This is a genomic window from Enterococcus sp. AZ128 (assembly GCF_051714485.1).
In the GTDB taxonomy this organism is placed as follows: domain Bacteria; phylum Bacillota; class Bacilli; order Lactobacillales; family Enterococcaceae; genus Enterococcus_A.
The window spans coordinates 1,033,796-1,057,570 of record NZ_JBIORZ010000002.1 but is presented as its reverse complement, the minus strand read 5'-3'; the positions used below and the strand labels follow the sequence as shown (position 1 = coordinate 1,057,570).

The 23,775-nt window shown below is 40.1% G+C and carries 17 protein-coding genes; 5 read left to right on the top strand and 12 right to left on the bottom strand.

From position 1 onward, the window contains the following. Window positions 1-22: 22 nt before the first annotated feature. Window positions 23-559 carry a prolyl-tRNA synthetase associated domain-containing protein gene (locus IGI38_RS16885; protein ID WP_438732713.1) on the top strand — a complete coding sequence of 179 codons (537 nt, stop codon included), beginning with the start codon at window positions 23-25 and terminating at the stop codon, window positions 557-559. A 144-nt stretch (window positions 560-703) separates the two neighbouring features. Here IGI38_RS16885 and IGI38_RS16880 read toward each other — a convergent pair whose 3' ends face one another. Together IGI38_RS16880 and IGI38_RS16875 are read right to left on the bottom strand one after the other, a co-directional pair. Next, window positions 704-2,734, bottom strand: a complete 2,031-nt coding sequence (locus tag IGI38_RS16880; RefSeq protein WP_438732711.1) for a hypothetical protein — start codon at window positions 2,732-2,734, stop codon at window positions 704-706. Between the two features lie 507 nt (window positions 2,735-3,241). Next, a complete protein-coding gene (locus IGI38_RS16875) occupies window positions 3,242-4,192 on the bottom strand; it encodes a hypothetical protein (RefSeq protein WP_438732709.1) in 951 nt (316 codons plus the stop codon). Between the two features lie 182 nt (window positions 4,193-4,374). Here IGI38_RS16875 and IGI38_RS16870 point away from each other — a divergent pair, with 182 nt between their 5' ends. Both IGI38_RS16870 and IGI38_RS16865 read left to right on the top strand, forming a co-directional pair. Continuing rightward, window positions 4,375-6,942: a transglycosylase domain-containing protein gene (locus IGI38_RS16870; RefSeq protein ID WP_438732707.1), complete on the top strand. Its 2,568-nt coding sequence runs from the start codon at window positions 4,375-4,377 to the stop codon at window positions 6,940-6,942. A gap of 72 nt (window positions 6,943-7,014) precedes the next feature. Next, window positions 7,015-7,455, top strand: a complete 441-nt coding sequence (locus IGI38_RS16865) for a hypothetical protein (protein WP_438732705.1) — start codon at window positions 7,015-7,017, stop codon at window positions 7,453-7,455. A gap of 58 nt (window positions 7,456-7,513) precedes the next feature. On the opposite strand, the gene IGI38_RS16860 is transcribed toward IGI38_RS16865, so the two are convergent. The 8 genes from IGI38_RS16860 to ptcA form a co-directional block, all read right to left on the bottom strand. Beyond that, on the bottom strand, window positions 7,514-8,899 hold the full coding sequence (locus IGI38_RS16860) for a glycoside hydrolase family 1 protein (RefSeq protein WP_438732703.1): 1,386 nt from the start codon (window positions 8,897-8,899) through the stop codon (window positions 7,514-7,516). A 115-nt stretch (window positions 8,900-9,014) separates the two neighbouring features. After that, window positions 9,015-9,971 carry a LacI family DNA-binding transcriptional regulator gene (locus IGI38_RS16855; protein WP_438732701.1) on the bottom strand — a complete coding sequence of 319 codons (957 nt, stop codon included), beginning with the start codon at window positions 9,969-9,971 and terminating at the stop codon, window positions 9,015-9,017. Between the two features lie 67 nt (window positions 9,972-10,038). Then, window positions 10,039-12,333: a glycoside hydrolase family 3 C-terminal domain-containing protein gene (locus IGI38_RS16850; RefSeq protein ID WP_438732700.1), complete on the bottom strand. Its 2,295-nt coding sequence runs from the start codon at window positions 12,331-12,333 to the stop codon at window positions 10,039-10,041. After that, on the bottom strand, window positions 12,326-13,660 hold the full coding sequence (locus IGI38_RS16845) for a PTS sugar transporter subunit IIC (RefSeq protein WP_438732698.1): 1,335 nt from the start codon (window positions 13,658-13,660) through the stop codon (window positions 12,326-12,328). Before IGI38_RS16845 ends, IGI38_RS16850 begins: the two co-directional genes overlap by 8 nt. A gap of 257 nt (window positions 13,661-13,917) precedes the next feature. Then, window positions 13,918-14,847, bottom strand: coding sequence for a carbamate kinase (arcC, locus tag IGI38_RS16840; RefSeq protein WP_438732696.1), 930 nt, complete (start codon window positions 14,845-14,847; stop codon window positions 13,918-13,920). Window positions 14,848-14,858: 11 nt separating this feature from the next. Further along, window positions 14,859-15,956: an agmatine deiminase gene (aguA, locus tag IGI38_RS16835; RefSeq protein WP_438732694.1), complete on the bottom strand. Its 1,098-nt coding sequence runs from the start codon at window positions 15,954-15,956 to the stop codon at window positions 14,859-14,861. Continuing rightward, a complete protein-coding gene (locus IGI38_RS16830) occupies window positions 15,910-17,331 on the bottom strand; it encodes an APC family permease (protein WP_438732692.1) in 1,422 nt (473 codons plus the stop codon). Before IGI38_RS16830 ends, aguA begins: the two co-directional genes overlap by 47 nt. Before the next feature lie 122 nt (window positions 17,332-17,453). Beyond that, window positions 17,454-18,473, bottom strand: coding sequence for a putrescine carbamoyltransferase (gene ptcA / locus IGI38_RS16825; RefSeq protein ID WP_438732691.1), 1,020 nt, complete (start codon window positions 18,471-18,473; stop codon window positions 17,454-17,456). Window positions 18,474-18,746: 273 nt separating this feature from the next. Here ptcA and IGI38_RS16820 point away from each other — a divergent pair, with 273 nt between their 5' ends. Then, window positions 18,747-19,712: a response regulator transcription factor gene (locus tag IGI38_RS16820; protein ID WP_438732689.1), complete on the top strand. Its 966-nt coding sequence runs from the start codon at window positions 18,747-18,749 to the stop codon at window positions 19,710-19,712. An 18-nt stretch (window positions 19,713-19,730) separates the two neighbouring features. Here IGI38_RS16820 and IGI38_RS16815 read toward each other — a convergent pair whose 3' ends face one another. Continuing rightward, window positions 19,731-20,696 carry a hypothetical protein gene (locus tag IGI38_RS16815; protein WP_438732687.1) on the bottom strand — a complete coding sequence of 322 codons (966 nt, stop codon included), beginning with the start codon at window positions 20,694-20,696 and terminating at the stop codon, window positions 19,731-19,733. Window positions 20,697-21,085: 389 nt separating this feature from the next. Between IGI38_RS16815 and IGI38_RS16810 the strand changes: the two genes are divergently transcribed. After that, window positions 21,086-22,480, top strand: coding sequence for an amino acid permease (locus IGI38_RS16810; RefSeq protein WP_438732685.1), 1,395 nt, complete (start codon window positions 21,086-21,088; stop codon window positions 22,478-22,480). Between the two features lie 100 nt (window positions 22,481-22,580). Here the strand turns inward: IGI38_RS16810 and IGI38_RS16805 are convergent, their stop codons facing one another. Then, window positions 22,581-23,699 (bottom strand): AI-2E family transporter, encoded by a 1,119-nt coding sequence (locus IGI38_RS16805; protein WP_438732683.1) that lies wholly within the window; start codon window positions 23,697-23,699, stop codon window positions 22,581-22,583. Between the last annotated feature and the right edge of the window lie 76 nt (window positions 23,700-23,775).

Here is a 23,775-nt window from a genome sequence, read left to right as displayed (position 1 = left end):
TACATACAATGAGGAGGCCAATATGGTTTACGTTAGTGAAATGTCTACTACCCCGCCGACTGACTTTGGTTCTGAATTAGAGGGAAAAACCTATGAAACGCTAGCAAAATTAGAGATTCCTTTTTATCAAGTTGCTACTGGCGAAGCGTTGACAATGGAGGATTGCATCGACATTGATAACCGCCTAGGCATCGAAGTCGTCAAAACGATTTTTTTATGCAATCAAAAGAAAACCAAGTTCTATTTGTATATTACACCGGCAGACTTCAAGTTTGTTACCAAAGAGTTTGGCAAAAAGTTGGAAATCCCACGGGTATCATTTGCTTCAGCTGATTTGCTGAAGGAGCGCTTAGGAGTGATTCCTGGCGCCGCGACGATCTTCGGTCTGTTGAAAGATCCTGATCATGAGATCCAATTAGTCTTTGATCAATCCGTTTCCGAACGGGAATGGTACGGCTGCAGTTCTGGATCTGTAACCAACTATATGAAAGTAAAAACAAGCGATTTATTTGAGAAGTTCTTGCCATATACCGGCCATGAAGCACTCTTCATTGATTAACAGTAAAAAAGTGTTAGGAGACCCCTCTCCTAACACTTTTTTTGGACGGTTCTATTACGTTGGAAAGCAAATCAAAAACGGGTTTCTTTCCATTTACTAAACACTTTTAACCCCCAACCCTAATTTGATAAGCGTTTCGTCAAATTACCATCTTACTGTAACACAGCCGATTTCTTTCATTGGTCCGGTGATTTCTTTACCAGAATCTGAACCCACAGCTTGAATCGCGAAGTAGTAAGTTCCTTTTGATAGGTAAACTTGACTCAACGAATAATCAAGGTAATATCCTTTTCCAAAAGCACCATTCATATATTTCGCATAGCGAACATCGATCGTTTTGTAAGCAGAACCATATTGGCCGCTGCTAGTCCGACGATAAACGCGTACTTTCGTATAATCCAATGAATTTGGATTTTGCGTACCTAAGAAAATTTGTGAGCCATAGTAACGGGTCGGGATACAACCGCATTTAAGAACATTCTTGATGCAGCCGTTCAATCCATTACCAATGTCTTTTTTCTTCATAGTTGTTGCACAGCTTGGTCCCCATTGCGGGCTTACCCAGCTGCTCCACTGACCATAGTTTGCTTTCACCCAGTAGTAGTAAGTTGTGCATTGGTTCAATCCATCATCTGAGAAAGACATTTCTGACCCATCTTGCTTGCCGTTCACGTTGATCGCAGTCGCGTTGTTCATGTTGTTAGAAGTACTGCGGTACAATGTGTAGCTTGTTGCGTAACGAGTTGAAGCATTGTCGCTCTTCGTATTTGTCCATGTTACGTTGATTGTTTTATCGGAAACTACTGCTGCTTTGATGGTTGGATTCAATGTAGTCCCGCAAACAGTGAATTTGCCGATAGTTGAACTGCTGACCGTTTCAATCGTATATGTACAAACTTTTGGACGTTTCACCATTACTTTGTAGCAATAAGTCGTATTATGGTTCAACTTGATATCGTTGTAAGTTGTTTTTCCTGTTACTGTAGCGATTTCTTTAAAATCACCAGAGTTGTAATCGTTACATTTTTTTGATGCACGGAAGATCTTATATTCTGCATTGCTGCCTTTAGATTCCCAGCTCAGTTTTAACCAGTGATGCTGAGCTTCAGTTACACAGACATTTTTAACTGCATCCCATTTCTCTTTGTAGTTGTTTTGGTTACAATGTTTGCCGCTGTGGTTTTTGTCACAGTCCTCTCCATGCTTCCAATTATGGTTACAGCCGTGGCCGCTATGATTTTCATCACAATCTGAACCATGCTGCCATTTATTTTCATTACAGTTTTTGCCGCTATGGTTTTTATCGCAATACGAACCATGCTGCCATTTGTTTTCGTTACAGTTTTTGCCGCTATGGTTTTTATCGCAATACGAACCATGCTGCCATTTGTTTTCGTTACAGTTTTTGCCGCTATGGTTTTTATCGCAATACGAACCATGCTGCCATTTGTTTTCGTTACAGTTTTTGCCGCTATGGTTTTTGTCGCAGTAATCGCCGTGTTTCCAATTATTTGAATTACATTTGCGGTATTTACTATGGTTCTTATCGCAATGCTCATCATGCTTCGCTGCATTGTTATTACACGTACGACCGCTATGCTTACCATCGCATCCTGTATTGTGTTTTGAAGACCCGTAAGTTTGTACCGCTGGAGCGTTTGATGCTTCTTCCGTTTCTTCAGCTTTTTCAGCACTTTCTTCAGTAGTCGCCGCCGATGGTGCCGCTGCGGCTTCATCAATCTTAGCATCACTTGTTTTCGTTGCGACTTCTTGATTGGCTAATGGACCAGCAGCTTTTTGCTCTTTGCCATCGACAACAGCTGAGACTTTATAGTAGTAAAGATAGTCTGCCTTAAGCGTTCCCTTTGTCTTTAACTCCGTATAAGGATCAACTGCATATGTTTTATCACTCTTTAATGTTTGAATACGTTCAAATTCACCATCTTGTTCCTCAGCCCGATAAATGTTGTAGCTTTCAGCATCCTTAACTTTATCAAACTGAATCACTGTCCATTTGTCCGTATCATTATGTTTAACTGTCAGATTTGCAGGAACATTTTCATCATCTGCTGCAAATACCTGTGCCGGTACCCCTAACGACGATACAGTCATGATCAATAGCGTTACCAACGACATGATCCCTTTTAACTTTTTCATTAACCCTTTTCTTTTCATTTCGTTCTCCTTTTCTGCTCTCTACCCAAGTGCAAAAAAATGCACAACAAATAAACCCTACCCTAACGATTGCGACTACTACCAACATAGTGAAGATAGTAGTCGTTTAATTTTTCCGGAATTTGTTTTTGGCCAAAAACGAAAAGCAGCTTACCATATACCACCCCCCATCAAATAAACACTAACGAGCGTGTTCGATTACAGGAACGACTCTCTCGGTTTCCCCCGCCTCTAAGAAATGTGATCTTTTGGGTTATTTTCCTGTTGCTATAAATGTAACAATTTTTGTGATAAATTTCTATGATCCCTCAAAATTCAAAAATATTCTTTGAATTATGATGAAAAACTTTTGCTATATACCATATGTTTTATAATATATTTAATAAATTAATCGGTGCCTTTGGCAAACAAAAAAAAAGAAGATGTGACAAAAGTCTTGTCACATCTCCTTTTTCTGAATAAACGGTGCTCCCGAAATAGCTTCTTCTTTGCAAGCTACACATACAGTTACTGCTTATTAATAGAAACAATCTTTTGCTGTAAGCGATCATAGACTACGACAAATTCTGAGACTGCCTTTTCGGAGGTCGGTACTCGGAAATAATAATCGGATTGTCCATCTGTCGGTGTGTTCGTATGATAAAACCCAGACAGATAAGCGTGGGTGATATCTCCACGTGTATCCTTGAACAGGTCAAAGAATCCGCTAGGGTCTGTCACATTGATACTTTTTTCTAACGCTTTAAATTCCGTTTGATTGCTGTCCATTCCAGCTTTCTGCATTTGCCGATAAAGCTGTATATCCGTCCCGCGACGAATCAGTTCCGTCCAGGCTGTCTCGAAATCTGCTGATTTATCGAGATACGTATCATCCTTCGTAATGACTGATTTTACATCACTGCCATCTTCGGCCGTCAACTCGTTCAATTCTTTTTGGTTAAAGCGAAGATTAACCGTATAGTCATGACGCGAACCACTCGTATCAGTAAAACTCCAAACTTGCTTTTGAGTCGTCATTGGCTGGTCCTTCACTAAGCGTTGGCCAAAGCCGATCAAATTAACACTAACAAACCCGCTTTCTTCTGAACTCACCATCGGATAAATTTTTCGGTAAAGATTGAAAATATTTTTTCCGTCTTTAGCCGATCCGTAGATTTTTTCGATCGCATCAGCCATCGCTTGAGAACTAGAAAAGCTGTTACTATCTTCAAACGCTTTATTTAAAGCAGCGATTTTTTCAGTTTGTTCTTCTAATAATGTTTGATCATTGACATCCTTCAATGCCAGTACATCCAATTTAGGAAGCTCTTCTTTTTTCTTTTCTTTGTCATCACTGGCAAAAACACTGAATGGAATCGTAAATTGCGGAAAATTTCCACTTAATACAATACCAAACGCGCCAACAAATAAAGCAGCCAATATTCCCCAAAAGATCAACCATTTTTTTTTCGTCTCCATAGTTCACCTCGTCTCATTTACATTGTGGCGACAAATTAATGAAGCGTCAAGTATTTCTAGTGAAAATCCGACTATTTTTATGAAATAATCTAAATTTTTTCTTGGAAAAATATGAATATGATAGTTATTCTCGCCATTTTCTATTACACTAGAGGAAATGATTTTTTTAAGGATAGGCGGATATGGCAAATAGACAAGAACGACATCAACAAAAAAAAGAAAAGAAAGTAAAAACTTCGCGAAACGCATCTTCTCGGGGAAAATTATCGAGATCAACCAAGATTTCTTTAAGTATTCTTGCAGCGATGCTCTTGATTTTGATTGCGGGAACGATTTTCTTCTTCCAAAAATATGGAAAAGAAGTTACCGCAGCAATCGATGCTGGTGAAGAGCATGCGGCGAAAATTCAGGAAAGTGACTTCAAACAATACCATCCAACGACAATCTTGGATAAAAACGGACAGGTCCTCAAGGAATTGAAAACCCAAGAACGGGATTATCTAACGTATGACAAGATGGATCCGTTGGTTTCACAAGCCTTGATTTCCATCGAGGATAAACGTTTTTATGATCATCATGGGGTAGATACGCAGGGGCTGTTAACAGTTGCATTGAATGCTGCGACTGGGCGCGGCGTTCGGGGAGCCTCCACGATCACCCAACAGCTGGTAAAAAATATTTACCTGACACCCGAAGTTTCGATTTCACGTAAGATCGAAGAAATGGTCATGGCGCAGTCACTGGAAAAGAAATTCACCAAGCATCAAATTTTGGAATATTACTTGAACAACGTTTACTTTGGTCATGGTGCATACGGGATCAATGCTGCAGCAAAAGTTTATTTTGGGAAGTCGATCAATGATACGAGTCTTTTAGAAAAGGCGACACTGGTAGGGATCACCAATAACCCAGGGATTTTTGACCCGACGACCAATAAGAAAAATGCCTTAAAACGGGCCAAAGTGATTTTAAAAGAGATGAACCAGCAAGGCTATATCACAAAAGATCAATACGATAAGGCCGTGGCCGACGATATCTCTGCGGAAATCCACAGCAACGCTCTAAATAATCAGTTAGACAACAATGAAGTTGCGTTAGCTGTCGATTCAGCAACCAAGATTCTGATGAACCAACAGGACTTCCGCTTCCAGTACCAATTTGATTCAAAAGAAGAAGAAGACCGGTACAACGAAGAATATAAAAGCGCCTATAACAAGGTGTACCAACGAATTCTTTCCGGTGGTTATCAAATCAGTACGAATATCGATCCCGCACTACACGATCAATTACAGGGAATCGTTAGCAACGTAATGAATACTTGGCAAGAGCGTGGCGGTGAAAATAATTTTTACACCAAACAAGCCGCAATGACAGTCATCGATAATCAGACCGGTAATGTCGTCGCAAGTATCGGCGGACGCGGTGAAGAGGGAAATCAATATAATCGTGCCTTTCTCTCCTACCGTCAACCTGGATCATCAATCAAGCCATTGGTCTCCTATGCACCTGCCTATGAGCGTGGCTTGTTAGAAAACAGCGTTGTTTCGGATGATCGACCAAATAATACGTATCCAAATAATGTCTACAATAGCTCAAAGGGAAATCTAACCTTGCGCAATGCCTTGGCGATTTCTTCCAACGTTGTCGCTTATAAATTGGCCGATGAAAACCGCAACGAGTTGAAGGAACCTGTGTATCAGCCATTGGCTCAAATGCAGTTCACTGGCCTTGATGTGGAAGATGACAACCCGATCATTGCAGTCGGCGGTATGACCTATGGGGCTACTACTCAAGAAATGGCCAGCGGTATCGCAACTCTGGTCAATCAAGGAAACTATCGTTCACCGTTAAATATCCAGACCATCAAGCGCAAAGATAATGGACAAGAAATCTTTTCGCAAAATGATGTCGCACAGCAAAAAATTTACAGTGACGATGCGGCTTATCTAACAATTGATACAATGAAAGCTGTCCATCAGAATACTGACGGAACAGCAGCGGGTCTCACGCTGGCGCACAATCAATATTGGGCGGTAAAAACCGGAACGACCGATGAGGCAAAAGATTTATGGACAGTTGGCGCTACGCCGCATTATACCGTCGCTGTCTGGGCTGGTGATGATACACCGCAACCGCAAGACAATACCAGCGTCGGCCAGGCGACCAAAGAAATCTTCAAACAAACCATGGATCTCTTGAATAACGGCAAAGAAGATGTTGACTTCCAGATGCCCTCTTCTGTGCAAAAATCCGGTGATCAATTGGTTACTCGCTCCAGCCAAACGAAACAAGTATTAGCGACGCGGAAGAATTCGCTTCAAGCAGCCACAACGAATATTGATACATTGGCTAAACAAAGAGCCAACGAACTAACCGCAGCGAAGCTTAGCACACCAATGGTCGAAGAAGCTTCTACCTTCAGTAATCAATTGATCTCTGAACGAATCGATACCTTGAGTCAATTTGAGATCATCGTGACAGATACTCAGGACAATTGGCAAACCTTTGATCAGTTCGCACAGGATGTCTTCGCTTTGGTTCAACAAGTCGAGCCATCAGGCGGAACGCTTTCCGATCAATATACTAGTGTTTATCGCAACAAAGAAGCCGAGTATGCTCACGAAAAAGCAGCACGCGATTCCGCAATAAACACGGTCAAAGACCAAATCACTGACACGAAAAATCAAAGTAAAGATCTGGATAAACAGATCAATGAATTGAAGAAACAACTAGAAGAGGAAGAAGATTAAAAAAACAGTCGCCAAATTGGCGGCTGTTTTACTATAATAAATACATTCATCGGAAACCACAAAGGAGAACATATGAACGATACATTCGAACTTCTAACTGCAAAGGATACTAAAGAAGCTTTGGCCGCTTTCAAAAAATTGGAAGTCGAATGCTTGGCCAAACCAGTTTATGCGGATAAACTTCAAGATTTTTTGCCTGCCCTTACTGCTGAAAACGCCTGCGGACGAGGACGCGTCTTCAAATTTTTTATGATCAATGCACACTGGGATTCGCAAAATATTCTCGAAAACCATCTGGATGATATTTTAGCGATTTTAGATGATTCTAAAGCTCCCGTAGTTCGCCAATGTATTCCCTATTTGATTTATTTAGCTGATGCCAAGCCCGAATTGATCCTAAATATTCGTGAAAAACTGGAAAATTTGGAGCTAAGTCAGTATAAGGAAAGCATGCAGAGCTTAATCACGAGAGATATTGCAAAGGTTTTGCTTAAAATGAAAGATAGAACTTAAAAATCACCCGGCTGCTAGGAAGCTTCTTCAAGTAGTCGGGCGTTTAACTTTATAGCTATTAATTTTGATCAAAACCATTTCTTTTAATGACCTCAGCCATCCAGAAGCTTGATTTTTTTGGTATCCGTTTGTGATTTTCTTCCAGCTCTACTCGATAGAAGCCATATCGATTTTTAAAAGCATTCAACCAGCTCCAACAATCGGAAAATGTCCACAAATGATAACCAAAGCAAGTTGCACCTTCCGATATTGCTCGATGCAGTTCCTCTAAGTGGTCCTTAACGAAGTCTATTCGATAATCATCCTGAATAATTCCTTCTTCATTCGTAAAACATTCCTCCTGGGACACCCCCATACCATTTTCAGAGATATACCAAGGAATTTCACCATAATCATTTTTCAGACGCATCGCTATATCATATATTCCCTTTGGATAAATTTCCCAACCGCGATGAGGATTAATCTGTTTTTCTGGCCAATCATAGCTTTGGAATAGATCTTGAGGGCCAGTTATTTGCTTATCTTTTTCGGAGACTGCTTGTACTCGTAAAGGCTGATAATAATTGCAGCCGATAAAATCAACACTATTCTTTGAAAAAAGTTGAGCATCGCCCTCTTTTACCTCAGGCAATAAATCAAAACTGCTTAATTTTTGAGTGAACTCATCAGAATAGTATCCCTTAACTGAACAATCTAAGAAACTTCTTATATAGATATGATCCGCCCATTTAGCCGCTTCAACGTGCTCTGGTGCGTCATTTTTTGGATATACTGGCGACAAATTTAAGATAATTCCTATTTTCCCATCGCTAAACCGTGATAGTCTATACGCCTCTACTGCCTTGGCATGAGCAAGCATCGTGTGATAACCAACCTGAATCGCACGTTTAAAATCTCGGACTTTCGGCCAATGAGCATCTCCATAATAGCCGCATTCGATGTGTACTAACGGTTCATTGAAAGTTACCCATTTTTTTACAATATCACCGAACTGTTCAAAAGCGATACTGGCATAATAAGCAAAATGTTCCGTTGACTCTCTAGCTTCCCAACCACCTTTTTCCATCAACCACCAAGGCATGTCAAAATGAAATAAGTTTATAATTGGTTCTACACCATTGTCTACAAGTTCTTGAAAATATGCTCGATAAAAAGACACTGCTTTTGGATTAAGTTTTTTCCCATCCGGAAGTAATCTTGTCCAAGCAATTGATGTACGATAAGAGTTCAAGTTCATACCCTTCATATTTGTAATTTCTTCTTTATATAGTTCATAGACATTTGAAGTGTTTTCTGGTCCCACTTGATCATAAAATAATTCAGGTTCCATTTCGAACCATTTGTCCCAAGTCGACGGACTTTTTCCGTCCTTCAAAGCTGCTCCTTCTGATTGAGGTGCACTTGTGGCGGCTCCCCACAAGAATTTTTTTGGAAATTGAATCATCATTTAATCCCCTTTTTTTTATTTGAATCTTTCCACAAAAGTAGCGACTCATTCTAAATGAATCGCTGCTTTTACACTATTCGATCATTCTAATCGACAACTACTAAGAATAGACTTACATCCCAAAAATCTCATTGTCGATAATTTCATCTTTTTCGGCAGATGTATCTTCATTCATACGTTCCAAAAGCATTTGGGCAGCTCGCTGTCCAATTAGTTGAGTAGGAGCTTTAAGGACGATTCGATCATTCAACAACTCTGCCATCTCACTCGTATAGTCGTAATGAGCTACTACCAAATTATTTTTTTCAGAATGCTGTGAATACTCCAGAACTCCAGTCATCATATTAAAATTAGTAACTATCAGTGCCGTAACATCTTGATCAATTAAGCTTTTACCACCCCAATATCCACTAAGACGTGAGTAATCTCCGTATTCGATCATTAACTCTACACCAGGGTATTGGCTAACTGCTTGTTTTGCGCCTAATAAACGTTCTCTAGCAACATAATCATTTTGTGGAGCGGCTAGAAGTCCAATTTTAGTATGCCCTTCTTGAATTAAATACTCCACGACTTCAGCAACATTTTTCCGATCAGCTACTTGCACTCTATCAACGCCCGGTAAACGAACCGGACTATTAATTGTCAGTACCGGAATAGGTAATTCAGCCAATCGCTCCATCCCATCCCAGTCCTGCTCTGACATAAAAACAATCAATCCGTCCACCGCATGCTGTACCAAATAATCGATCTTCTGGTCAACCAGCGAGACATCACCTTTAAAACCACTTAATAAAACAGAATAACCATTTTGCTCCATAATCTCTTCAATTGCGCTGACGATTTCCGCGCCAAATTGACTAGATATACTATTCATCAAAAGTCCTACTGAAAAACTACGATTATTTTTTAGTCCTTTAGCGATGATATTCTCTTTATAATCCAGTTCTTCAATAGCAGCAGCAATTTTTTTCATATTTTGTTCCTTCAACTGATGTCCATTGAGATAGCGAGAAACACTTCCTAATGAAACACCTGCCAATTCAGCAACTTTTCGGATAGACGACATCTTCTTGATTCCTTTCATGCTTTCATATTATTACTGTATGAAAAGTTGACCGGATTGAGTGAATCAGCTAGAAAAAAGTCACTTCTTTTGATAAATTTCCCACCATAATTCTACAACCCTCTGCTTTTTTATATTTTTGATCCATATCCGTAAAGCATAATTGCTCTCGTGATAGATTGAAGGTTATCTCTGTTACTTCGTTAGGCGCCAATTCAACTTTGATAAATTCTTTTAGCATTTTATGGCGCTGAATTACATATCCGCCCGATAATCGAACAAACAAAAGTACAGATTCTTTTCCAGCAACTATTCCGTCATTTCTAACAGTAAGACCTATAATTATTTTGTCAGACTCTGTGCTGACATGCAAGTTCTCATATGAAAAATGCGTATAACTAAGTCCATATCCAAATTCATGTAACGGAGAGCCCGATTCATCATAGTAATCATCTTTCTTTGAAGCAGCTCTTTGATAATAATAAACTGGTAATTGTTCAGAATTAAGCGGATAGCTGACACTTAATCGACCACTAGGATTATTTTCTCCCATTAGCGTTCGAGCAATGGCGAGCCCACCTGCTTGACCTGGAAACCACCCTACTAAAACAGCAGCAGAATATTCTTGTACTTCTTGAATATCATAGGTTCGTCCTTGAATCATCACGGTAATTATAGGTTTTCCTAAGTCGCTGATTGCTTTCAAAAGTTTGAGCTGTTCTCCACCTAAAGTCAATGAAGCAACATCTACATTCTCGCCAGAATCCATATTGATTCCCTTAGAAGATACCGCGCCATTTCTTAGAAATTCCATATCGAAATTACGAGCACTAGACCCGCCTAGAACTAAAATGACTGCATCGGCATCTTGACAGTTTTTTACAGCAGATTCTATTTTTTCACGTTGTCCTTCCTTATTTCGAACTTCGCATCCTTCTGCATAAGCGACCTCGGTTTCAGAAAAAGCCTTTTTGATTTGGTGATAGATCGTACAATCAGCCAGTTCAGAAGCCTGTGGAGCTGAGTAATCACCTAACAAAGCATATAAAGTATTTGCATTTGGCCCTACTACAGCCAATTTCCTAATTGATCGCTTCAATGGTAAAATTCCATTATTCTTGATCAGCGTCAGCGATTCTTCTGCTGCTTGTACATTCATTTTCTTAGATTTGTTGATTGTTTCCGCTAACTTTTGTGTTGGATCTTTTATGAACGGATCATCAAACAATCCTAATAAAAATTTGATTCCCAATACGCGAGCACAAGACTCATCCAGATCGTTCTCCGATACTTTTTTAGAATGTACGCCTTCGCTAATTTGTAAGTAGGTTTCATCCCACAAGCTTAAATCAACTCCCGCACTTAAAGCAGCTCCCGCACTCGTGATCTTATCAGAAAAAACGTCCTGCAATCTATCTAATGCAATTCCATCCGCCATGACAATCCCTTGATAGCCTAGTTGTTCCCGCATGATTTTTTTGAACAATTGACCATTGATATGGCAGGGCACTCCGTCTACATCATTATAGGCTGCCATAACACCAACCGCATTTCGTGTACTTGCTAATAATGGTAAATACACATCATTAAATTCTCTATTACCAACAGTTACTGTTCCAGAATTATGCCCACCAATAGCTTCGCCTTGCGCAATACAATGCTTTAGTACGACGCCGATTTGGTCTGATTGGCGATTAATTTCAGCAACTGTTTTATCCAAATAGCTTTCTCCTTCAGTGATCAGTCCACCCTGGAACCCTGAGATTACTGCCTTGCTCATTTTTGCAGCCAGAATCGGATCTTCGCCAAAACATTCCTCAGAGCGTCCCCAGCGTGGGTCCTTCACCAAGTCCAATGTGGAAACTAACGCTAGATGAACGCCCTTAGCTGCCAACTCTTGCGCCATTAAACGACTTGATTGCTCAGTCAAATCCGTATTGAAGCTATTTCCACGCCCAATATTTGTCGGATAGGAAATCCCGCCTAAACCCTGATGTCCATGTGGACACTCTTCGACGATCAAAGCAGGAATCTTCCAGCGAGAATGATTGATCACATATTCTTGAACCTGATTTGTTAGCTTCCAGCTATCCTCTGCTGCAATCCCATTTTCAAACCCAACTTTAGACCAAGGATCGGCACGAAACAGTCCATATAGGGCCCCCAATCCTTCGCCCCATTTTACGTGCTCTTTGAATTTATCCGTTAGCGTAATTTGTCCATCGTTTTTCTTTTCATAGCATTCCCAACCATAGAGATGTTGATTTACTTGACCAACCTTTTCTTCCAAACTCATTCGGCTTAATAAGTCAGAAACTCGTTCTCTTATGGTTAGTTTAGAATTCTGATATGGATAATTACTCAAGTAACTCTTCCCCTCTCAACTTTGCTTCTTTATTAGAAGCGATAACAAATGGTAAAAATAAGAAAACATCTAGTATAATCAGTAAAATGGTCAATACGCTAGCCATTATATTTCCCCCGGTCGCGATAAAAGATTGAATGACCGGAGGTGTGATCCATGGTGCTGCCGCCACTGTCTTACCCACTAAACCAACGCTTGTCGCAAAATATGCGATGATCAAGTTAATTGATGGAATAATCGCACAAGGAATCATAAAGATCGGGTTCATCACAACTGGCAAGCCAAACATAACTGGTTCGGTAATATTGAACATACATGTCGTTAACCCAAGTTTCGCCACTTGCCGTTGATCTTTTCGTCTAGATACCCATAGAATGGCAATAACCAAAGGAAGAATGCATCCTCCTCCACCAATCAACCCAAAGGCATTTGCAAATGGTTCGGTAATTATATTGGGAATTGCTTCATGATGTTGAAAAGCTAACATATTCTCTTCAATTGATTGCAACATCGGTGCCTGCTTGATTGGTGCTAAAATACTGGAGCCGTGCATCCCAAACACCCATAAAAAATCAGAAAAGAACTGAATAAACAGCATTCCTGGAACGGATAAAACAAAACCTTTTAAAGGTGTTTGAATAGCCAAATTAATTAAATCTGGGACATTAAGTCCTGTAGTTTTTTTCAATCCGAACACAAAAATCCCAAAAATCAATACAACAAACACTTCAGGAACCAAGGAATTGAATGAAGTAGCTACTGCAGGAGGAACCCCATCTGGCATCTTAATTTTCAGTTTTTTAAATTTTGCTAGCCGAACAAAAAGCTCTGTACTTACTAATGCACAAATCATGGCTGTTGCTAATCCAGAACTAGAGGTTAATGTTTGAGAAAAAACACCTCCCACTTCAGCAGTAGTACCATCAGTAAGGGTTACCAATGTGTCTACAGGCATCAAAATAAACATAGTTGCTAAGCTTAATACTCCTGCATGTACTGCATTAAATGAAGGATCATCGATTGCTTTTGACTTGATGTAATAATTTGCTAAATTTACTCCGATATTGTAGCAGACAATTATTGCTAAAATACTCATGGTCCCATTGTTAACAATTACTGCTAAGTCTGACAAAAAACTTAAATCAACGATTTTTTGAACTGCTGCATTAGAAAAAATTAACGCATTTAATAAGACCATAAATGAGGCGGCCATTACTAGAGGCATCGTGATAATGAATGCATCACGAATAGCTAGAAGATGGCGCTGATTATTGATTTTTGACACAATTGGCAACAATTTTTCGGACAGCTTATCTACGATATTCATTATAAAACTCCTTATTTTCATTTTTTGAACCGGTTCAAAAATTATAATAGCAAACGATTACAACTTTTACAATAGGTATTCAAAGATAATTGAACCGGTTCAATTATCTTTGAGAATTACTCCTAGAAGCCATTCAACACTTAAACATTTTTAGATACTGTACATGGAGTTTATGTAGACCTGTAAAATTATGTATTTTAGTAAATGTAAAAAACTCGACTACTTAGCTCTTTGCTTAAGTAGTCGAGTTCGAAAAATTACATCTCTACCGTCGTTCCACTATTGCCTTTCACTGCTTCTGAGGCTTGCTCAAGAGAAGCGATGATGGCTTGACGTCCGGCCTTTGATTCGGCGAAGCTGATTGCTGCTTCGACTTTCGGCAACATACTGCCCGGCGCGAATTGTTTCTCTTCAATATATTTTTGCATATCCGCCACCGTGGTTGTTTCTAAAGCTTTTTGTTCTGGGGTACCGAAGTTGACAAATACATGATCAACCGCCGTTAAGATAATGAAGACATCTGCATCGATCAATGACGCCATTTTGGCTGCGGCAAAATCTTTATCGATTACCGCATCAACGCCTTTATATTTGGTCCCTTCATAAATAACTGGAATGCCTCCTCCACCACAGGCGATCACGACTTGCCCCGCGTCGACTAAGGTTTGCAGACTAATCTTTTCATAGATATCGACTGGTTTTGGTGATGGCACTACACGACGCCAGCCTCTACCTGCATCTTCGACATAAACATCGTCGCTTTCAGCCATCAATTTCTTTGCTTCGTCTTCACTATAATAACCGCCAATGGGTTTCGTTGGATTCGCAAACGCGGGATCTTTCGGATCAACCACGACCTGAGTCAGCATTGAAACCACTGGAATATCATCCAAACCACGAGAAACCAATTCCTCGTCGATTGCTTGCTGCAAGTGATAGCCGATATAGCCTTGACTCATCGCCGTACATTCTGGAAACGGCATTGTGTCCTCTGGTGTCTTGCTCGTTTCTTCAAAAGCTAAACGAATTTTTCCAACTTGCGGACCGTTCCCGTGAGCGATCACGACATGATGCCCCGCAGTAATTAAATCCGCAATCGATTTAGCAGCAAGCTCTGCTTTAGTTAATTGTTCATTGGCGGAATTGCCTAATGCATTTCCTCCGAGTGCGATAACGATTTTTGACATAAGGTTCTCCCCTATCTTTGTGGTTGTTGTTGAGTGACACAATGAATATTTCCGCCACCGTAAACAATTTCCACTGTATTTACACCTACGATCTCTTTATCCGGGAAGATCATTTCCAATTGTTCAAGCGCTAAAGCATCGTTCTTGTCGCCGTATTGCGGTACGATTACTCCGTTGTTCGTAATCAAGAAGTTCATGTAAGAAGCGATACAGATATCGCCATCTTCCCGCGGCATCGTTCCTTCAACGTAGTCGATCTTGAAGTTTCCGTCGATCGTTACATTTTCGATCGGGCAGCAGATTTTATGAACTTTTAATTTACGGCCTTTTGCATCTGTCATTTCACTCAAACGTTTGTAAGCATCTTGCGCCGCATCGTAAAATGGACTGTTTTCATCTTCCGTATAGATACAAGCGACTTCACCAGGACGAACAAAGCAAGCAACATCATCCACGTGACCATTTGTTTCTTCTGGATCGATTCCATCGCCTAACCAAAGAACTTTTTCACAGTTCAAATAGTCGCATAATTTTTGCTCGATCTCTTCTTTTGTCATGTGAGGGTTGCGCCCTTCACTTAATAAACACATTTCAGTTACTAAAACTGTTCCTTCACCATCCACATGGAAAGAACCGCCTTCTAAGATGAAATCATCGGTACGATAAGAATCGACATGTTCAATTTCACAAATCTTTTGCGCAACTAAATCATCTTGATCCCATGGGAAATACAATCCGTCAACAAGACCGCCCCAAGCATTGAAGCCCCAGTCATTTCCGCGCAATTCGCCTTTATCATTGATCACAAAGCTTGGTCCGCAATCGCGAATCCATGCATCATCATTCGACATTTCATAAACAGTGATATCTTCTGGTAACTGGCGACGACAGTTTTGGAATTGTTGTTGTGAAACCACCACATTCATTGGTGTGAATTTACTGATTGCTTTCGCTACTTCAGTAAACGCTTCTTGTGCTGGTTTCCCACCATCACGCCAATTATCTGGACGCTCTGGCCAAATCATCCAAACTTTCTCTTGTGGTTCATACTCGCCGGGCATTCTAAACCCGTCTTGTTTCGGTGTTGTCTTTTCGATTCTCTTCGCCATGATAAATTACTCCTTCTTTTTTGATTTTTTTCACCCATATAATTCCTTCACCAAATAAGGTGAAGACGACAGCTCCGATCGTAATCGGTAGTTGTTCACTCAATGTTGCTGGATCAAACTGCAACGGTAATGCCGTAAAGATTAATGAGATGACGATCATGATCATTGGCAGCGCAACCAAAACTTTCAAGAAAGTATCACTGCCGCCAACTTTAAATGGTCGTGGTGTGTCTGGATCGATTTTTCTTAATTTGTAGAAAGCTGGAAATACTGGTACATAAGACATCAAGAACATTACTAAGTTCAATGAGAAGAATGCCCAGAATAAATCTTGATTCGGTAAAATCGGCGCGATCACAACTACGACAGAGGCAACGATACCATTCATGATAGCTGCACCAATCGGCATTTCATCTTTTCCACCGCGTTTCGCGAAAATTTTCGGCATGTCGCCATTTTCAGCGGCATAGCATGCGGTGTTGTTCACCCCAAGCGACCAAGAAATCATATTGCCGAATAGTGTAAGCAAGAACAAGAACGCCATTAAAATAATGAACCAGCCGCCAGTTGAACCAGTCAATAACTTGAAGCTGTCCATCAAGCCGCTTCCAGTACTGATCTGATCTGTTGGAATCGCTACACCGATCCCAAATGCTGAGAAGATGTAGATCGCAGCGATTACGATACCGCCGACAATGATCGATTGCGGAATTTGTTTCTTAGGATTTTCCATGTCATCCGCAAATGTACAAATAACCTCAAAACCTAATAGATTAAAAATGATAACCGAAATAAAGGATAAGCTATTCAAATCCAAGCTTGGCAGCATTGATTTCAGTGTGAACTCATTAGCTACACCTTTTGTAACCGCGGTATAGACGCCTAATCCACCAATCAAAATAGCCAAAATCATTTTGATAACAGCCGCGCCATTCAAGATCCATACGCTGTCGCTGACTGGATAAAAACTGATCCAAACAATCAGCCAAATAAATACTAACTCAATTACAATTGCTGCTATCGTCGGAAACTCAATTCCGGTAATCGTGGTCAATAGTCCTGGACATACCACAGCTAATGAAGCTAACCATAACGGATAATTGATCCAATAATACCAAGAGACCCGCGAACCCCAGCGGTGACCGAATGCTTGAGTCACCCAATCGTAGATTCCCCCATATCCAATATAAGTCGTTCCCAATTCTGAAGACATCAAGCCGTAAGGCAAAAGGAACGCGATCAGTAGAAAGACCCACCAAAAGAATTGCGAATTTCCGATCGCCGCGACCGGCGCCGCTGCCTCTGCCACGAACACGACACAGATAACGGATAATATGGCACTCATCAAACTAAACTTTTTCTTCTTTTCTCCCATTGTTTTCTTCCTTTCCGGTACAAGGGAAACAGGGATTGAGGATTTCCTCAATCCCCGAATGGAAATAATCTTGATGAATTTTACTTAAAGCCGCAGATCATTTCCTTCCTCACCTCTGGGGTCTATAGTGCTTTGCCTAAAAAGACTTCCAAATCTGCTTTTGCTGCTGCTTTTTTCTTTTCATCAATTGGATTCTTGTCCGCGTAATCATGCATCAAATAAACAAGCAAGCCGCGAATTGAAGTTAAACGGTTTTCTGCTTCATCGAAACAGATAGAATTAGGTCCGTCCATTACTTCATCTGTTACTTCCTCACCACGAGTCGCAGGCAGACAGTGCATGAATTTCGCATTCGCTCCAGCACGATTCATCAATTCATCATTTACTTGGTATTTAGGATAGAACGTGCTCATGCGTTCTTCTTCTGATAATTCTGCTTCATACAGACCGTACCAAACATCCGTGTAAACATAATCTGAACCTTCAATTGCTTCGATTTGATCAGAAACAGTGTATGAACCACCAGATTCTTTACAGATCGCATCTAATCTTGCACGATGATCTTCATTTAATTGGAAACCTTTTGGTCCGAATTGAACGAATTCCATCCCCATTTTTGTTGCTACTAAACCTAATGAGAAACATACTTGCGTGGCATCGCCGATAAAGGATACTTTGCAGTCCTCGATTTTCTTGCCTGCTGGTAAGTGTTCGATCATTGTACACAGATCGCCTAATTCTTGTGTTGGGTGGTTGAAGTCTGACATTCCGTTAATTACTGGAATTGTTGCGTTGTTTGCTAGATCGTACACGCTGTGGTGACGTTCTACACGTGCCATCAAGATATCAACTAAACGAGATAATACACGGCTTGTATCTTCAATTGTTTCATGCCCGCCTAATTGGATTTGTCCTGGTGCCAGATATTCTGCGTGTCCGCCTAATTGCGTCATCGCTGTTTCAAATGAAACACGAGTTCTAGTAGAAGATTGTTGGAAGATCATGCCTAACACTTTATCTTTCAATAATGGCGGATAAAAACCGTTCTTAATAGAAGCTTTGATTTTCAACGATAAATCAACGATGTACTGAATTTCCTCCTTCGTGTAATTTTCTGTTGTAATAAAATCTCTTTTTGCCATGTTGACGCCTCCTAAGTAATTTGTTTGCTTTTGCATCTTTACTTTAGGCAAAAAAGGACAAGTTTACGATAAGCCAAAGGATGTAAACGCTAACATTTATAAAATTCGTCTAGTTTTAGCTGGTTTATTTTTAGATGTAAACCTTTTATTTTTCAAGGGTTTAGAAAAGTTTAGGTAAAAGTTTAGCGTATTTTGACACGATGGAGGAATAAATGATGTTATACTTAGGTTGAGAAATGCGATTTTTAATTCTGAAATGAAAGGGGATTCAATATGATAGCTATCTTCGTTTATAATATTCTTTTGATCATTCTATATTCGATCACTATGGCTTTTGCAATAAATTCCTATCTAAAAGAAAAAAACAAAGTATTCCTGTTGATCAGTCTCTATCTTGCCTTCTTCATTTTCGATAACATCATTATTTATATGACCGAATTCATCAACTCCTTTGCTCAAAGTTACGACCAAGCATTTATGAGCGCGCCTGCCGTCAAGACCATCATTTTTATGGGAAATGCCTTTTTCTCCATCTCTATCATTGCCGAATTACGTAAAGAAAAACTCAAAACACTGCATTACGGCTTATTAATCGCCTTAGCTGTGTGGATGGTCACCGTACCATTACTGGCAAATTCAGCATTTAAAGTATGGCTGTACTATTTAGGAAATCAGATCTTCCTCTTTTATTTAGGGTTTTACTGCTGGCGGGGCACAAAAAAAGAGATACCCGATCTTAACAAAGGCTATTTGAAAAAATTAGCGATTGTCAGTTTTCTTTTCAGTATCCTGATCGTGATTGAAGATAGTTTCGTGATCTTCAATGTGGATCAATACAGTTCATTAACAACCAAGATTTATAATCGGAGTATCTCAGAAGATATTTTCTCTATCACCGTCTGCTTGTTGCTGTTCCACTTCTTCTTAAAAGAGCGCCAAGTGACTGAGGATGCGACACCCGAAGAGCAGGAAGCATCGATTTTGATTCAAAAATTTTGTCATGCTCACCAGTTCACACAGAGAGAAATGGAAGTCTTTGAGCTGCTGATGTTCCATCGGACTAACCAGGAAATTGCTGATCAGCTCTTTCTTTCACTAGGGACGGTCAAAACACACGTCCACAATATTTTTATCAAACTGGATATCAAGAAGCGAACTCAGATTTTCCCATTGTTTGAAGAATATCAGGCATCCCCTAATGGAAAGATGACACTAAAAAAGAGCAACGATTTCACTTAGAAAATCGTTGCTCTTTTTTTAATTGTCTTCTGAAGACGAACTTGAGCTAGAGCTTGATGAGCTGGAAGAACCTGAAGAATCGGTTTCACGAGAACGAGACTCTGATTCTGATCTTTTGCGAGAGGAGTCATCGTTTTTACTGTCTTCGATCGAATCCAGGATATCTTTATACGAATCATATGTCTCTTGTTTCTCCGCTAAAGTCTTTTTCAGTTCTGTTAGTTCTTTGTTGCGCTCGGCCAATGCTTTGGCTTGCCGTTCTTGATAACTTTTTTCTGCTGCTGCCATAGAGGCATCGCTTTGCTGGATTTGGGTCGCAAAACTACTATTTTCATTCGCCAGCTGATTTTTGACAGAGTCCAATTTATCTAATAGCTGTTGTTTGTATTTACCATCTGGCAAGATCGCCAGTGTTTTTACGCCTGCTAAATAGTCCGATAGACTCAACCCATCCCCCTTATTCAACAAATCCGTCACATCACTCTCCGCATTTGTAAAATCCTTCGACTGTGTTTCGGCAATACGCAGAAGCATACTGATGTCTTGACCCCAATCTTTGTCCTTCGCGGAACTTTCGCTTAATTCATCCTTCAACGCTTTGATTTTATCTTGCTCTGGGCTCTTTAAAATAGGGTGTGCGGATAAGTCCAATCCGTTTAACACATCACTTTCAAAAAGAGCATTTAAAGCTTCTTGAATCTCAAAATTCTTCTTGGCGTGATCAATATCTTCCAAGGTCTGGCTCTCGCCACGTTGATTTTTCACTTCAGTTGCTAAATCATCAAAGGCATCTGCTGAAATGTCTGCTTTGAAATAGCCAGACTTCTGATCTTCATATAGATCGGATAAACGTTCATTCAGCACCTTTTTGGTTTCTTTTTCTGATTGGATCATTTTTTCTTGAAAGATGTGATAGCTTGCAAAACTTACGGCGCCAAACACAACCAGTCCTAATACCAACCAACCGATTGTTTTTTTGTTCAAACCGGCTCCCCCTTATTTGTTTTAATGTCATTCATTTTCCAAGAATGGAAAATATAAGTTCATATCCTATCCCTTCAACTAAACCTGCTGGCCCACTCACCTCTAGGAAGTGATCTTTACTTTTGAGGAACGATCCGTTTTTCTAATCTGATGCAATATAAAGTAAAACGAACAAAGCAAGAAGTTATTCAGGTATTTTGTCAACATTATAGCATTTTAATCCTTGCAAAACATAGGTTATAGTGAAATCTTTAGTAAGTCTTTTTATTTTTATGTTATTTTAAAATTATTAGAAAATTCCAGCCATTCTGTTAATTCGAGGAAAATATTTTAACCTTTGATTCGTTTCTGATAAACTTTTTCTAATCTTAAAAAAAGGACTGATTTTATTGGAAACCCATGAAGAATTGGATAGAGGTTTAAAAAATCGGCATGTCCAATTGATTTCAATTGGAGGAGCTATTGGCACGGGGCTGTTTCTAGGTGCCGGAAAAACCATCCAGCTGACTGGTCCCTCGATTCTTCTATCTTACACCATCACCGGTTGTGTCATCTTCTTAATCATGCGCGCATTAGGTGAATTAATGCTCTCAAATCTAAACCACCATTCATTTTTAGAATTTATCGCGGATTATTTAGGGAAAAAGGCGGCCTTTGTAACAGGTTGGACTTACTGGTTCTGCTGGATCGCCATCGCCATGGCTGACTTAACCGCAACTGGCATGTACGTTAACTATTGGTTACCTGACATTCCACAATGGCTGCCTGAAATTATCGCCCTAGCGCTCTTACTTGGTTTGAATCTTGTCGCGGTCGGCCTTTTCGGCGAATTAGAATTTTGGTTTGCCTTGATCAAAGTTGTAGCTATCATTGCGCTGATTGTCACGGGAGCAATTATGATCTTCACAGGCTTCAAAACGAGTGCAGGCCCAGTTGATATCAGCAACTTATGGCGGCACGGCGGGTTCTTTCCCAAAGGTGCAGGCGGTTTTGTCCTCTCCTTCCAAATGGCAACCTTCGCTTTTTGCGGGGTAGAATTAGTCGGTTTGATTGGCGGGGAAACATCTGATCCTAAAACTGTTCTGCCAAAAGCGATTAATACCATTCCATTACGAATCATTTTATTCTATCTAGGTTCATTATTTATGATCATGTCGATCTATCCTTGGTCAAGCTTGTCGGCGGACCAAAGTCCCTTCGTCCAAGTCTTCTCTGAAATCGGGATTGCTGCAGCAGCTTCCATCGTTAATTTAGTCGTTCTAAGCTCCGCCATGTCTGCCTGCAACAGCGCTATTTATAGCACTAGTCGAATGGTTCGTTCACTGGCGCAAGAAGGCAGCGCACCCAGCCGCTTTACAAAATTGACTCGTAATCGTGTACCAGGAAATGGGCTGGTCTTTTCAACACTCGTCATTTTTTTAGCCGTAATCCTTAACTTTTTCGTCCCAAGTCATATTTTTACTATGATCAGTTCGATCGCGACGATCTGTTTCATTTTTATTTGGGGAATGATCGTCTTTACACATATGCGCTATCGCAAAACGAAACCAGAATTAGCCGCAAAGAATACGTTCAAATTACCGCTGTTTCCATATACAAACTATCTCGTGTTTATTTTCTTAGCATTCGTCTTGTTCGTATTAGCACTAGCTGCTGATACACGGGAGGCCTTGATCTTTTCACCCATTTGGTTTATCGCACTTCTAGGAATCTACCACTTCAAATTCGAACGGGAAAAACCGATATTCAGTAAAATTTTGCGTATTTTTGACATTTGGAATTAAAACCAGTTATTTATTTCATGCACTACTTATGGAAATTTTTCACAAAAAGAACCGCCATCCAAATTGTTATGGATGACGGTTCTTATTTATTCAAATTTTGCTATCCTTCTCCGCTATCCTTAATGATATGGCTCTCACGACGAAGCTGATAGATTTTATGGATATTAATGATCAGCGTTTTAATGACGGCATAGACCGGAATACAAATCAGCATGCCCACGATTCCGGCAACACTGCCCGCACCAATCAATACTAAAATAATCGTTAACGGATGGATATTCAACGACTTGCCGAACAGCAGCGGTTTGATTAAATTGCCATCCAACTGCTGAATGACCAAGACAGAAAGTCCCATGTACAATGCTTGCAGCGGAGAAATAAATAGACCGACAATGATGGCTGGTACAGCTCCGATGAACGGACCCACATATGGAATAATATTGGTAACGCCGCAGAAAAGAGCCAGCAGCAAGCTATATGGCTGCTTAAAGATCGTCATGGCGATAAAGCTTAAAATCCCAATGATAAAGGCATCTAACACCGTACTGCTGATATAAGCAGACAGTGTTTCATTCAATTCTCGAACCGTTTGGCGTAATTCTTTACGAATCGATAATGGAAAGAATTGAGAAACAGCATCCAAGAATTTATGTCCGTCCTTAAACATAAAGATCAAAATGAAAGGTACAGTGAACAATAATACAAAGAATTTCATCGCAAATCCAACAATTCGCGACAAACTGGATGTCACACTAACGATCCCGACCTTCAGTAAATTATTGATCGTCAAATTCGCCGCGGCAAGCTGTTCTTCAAGATTGAAATTCTTAAACTCCTCGCGACTCGCTAAATCATTTAACCAGCGGCCAGATTCCTCCGCATAAACAGGTAAATTTTGTGTTAGCTGGACTGTCTGTTCGATCATCTTCGGTACGGCATTCATCATGATCAAAACAATGATAAAGGCAATCACGATAAACGACAAAAGAAAACCGATCACCCGCGGTACTCCTCCTCGTTCCTCCAAAAAAACAACGATTGGATCGAACATATAATAGAGAAAACCAGCGATCAATAACGGCATGATGATAGCAGAAAGCATCCCCAGCACTGGTTCAAAAATATTAGGCATTTGCAGCAGAAAATAAATACCTATGATAGTTAAGACAATCTCGGCCGTCCAAAAAAACAGTTTGGATTGTTTGAAACGTGTCAGCATAAACGCCTCCTTAAAAAATTCTTATCCCCCAGGATATGGCTTCATCTTATCATTTATAAGATGAAGTAAGAATGCT